Here is a 1,094-nt window from a genome sequence, read left to right on the forward strand (position 1 = left end):
TGTACTTCCCCGGCAGGTTGTGAACACGCGGGGTAGATGAAGGCCTCCGGGCAAGATGTGGGTTACCACACTCAACATCTTCACCACGGAGGCCTTCGTGACTCACGCTAACGCACCTTTGACGCCCGAGGGACGTCGTCGCCTCGCTATCCTCGTCGTGAAGCAGGGGTGGCCGTTACGCCGAGCAGCCGAACGCTTCCAGTGCTCCCCGGCTACAGCGAAGCGATGGGCGGACCGGTACCGCGCTGGGGAAGCACTCACCGACCGCGGTTCACGACCACGCACGTGCCCGAACCGACTGCCGCACAAGACGGAGCGCAGGATCATCGCGTTACGGTTCACCCGCCGCTGGGGTCCGCACCGAATTGCGTATCACCTGCACCTGCACCGCTCTACGGTGGGGAGGGTTCTGGCCCGGTTCCGGATGCCGAAGCTGGTCAACATCGACCAGACCACCGGGCTACCGGTTCGAAAGCCGAAACCAGTGCGCTACGAAGTCGCCTCACCGGGCCAGCTGGTGCACGTGGATATCAAGAAGCAAGGCCGTATTCCTGACGGCGGTGGTTGGCGGGTCCACGGTCGAGGCTCCGCCCAGGACCGTGCCGCCGGCGTCGTGCGGGATAGAGCCAACCGACACGGAGCAGCGGGCTCACGTGGCTACCGGTATCTCCACCATGCGGTGGATGACCACTCGCGGGTCGCATACTCCGAGCTCCTCGACGATGAACGCAAGGAGACTGCGGCGGCGTTCTGGAGAAGGGCCGAAGCGTTCTTCGCCAGCCTCGGAGTGAGCGTGACGGCAGTGATGACGGACAACGGTGCCTGCTACCGTTCCCATGCCTTCGCTGAGGCACTGGGTGAGGACATCAAGCACCGATGGACGAAACCCTACAGGCCGCAGACCAACGGCAAGGTTGAGCGGTTCAACCGGACGCTGGCCGCTGAATGGGCCTACGCGCAGCCCTACACCAGTGAGGCCGAACGAGAAGCCGCCTACACGCGGTGGCTCCATCACTACAATCACCACAGACCCCACACCGGCATCGGCGGCCAAACACCCTCACAACGCGTTCACAACGTCACGGGGAAGTACA

General features: G+C 64.0%; 1 protein-coding gene. It reads left to right on the forward strand.

Annotation, left to right across the window (positions count from 1 at the left end):
* Window positions 1–97: 97 nt before the first annotated feature.
* On the forward strand, window positions 98–1,094 hold a 997-nt coding region (locus GWK18_RS12825; protein WP_166835727.1), incomplete at its 3' end, for an IS481 family transposase.

Source organism: Kocuria sp. JC486, from assembly GCF_011602805.1.
Taxonomy (GTDB): Bacteria; Actinomycetota; Actinomycetes; order Actinomycetales; family Micrococcaceae; genus Kocuria; species Kocuria soli.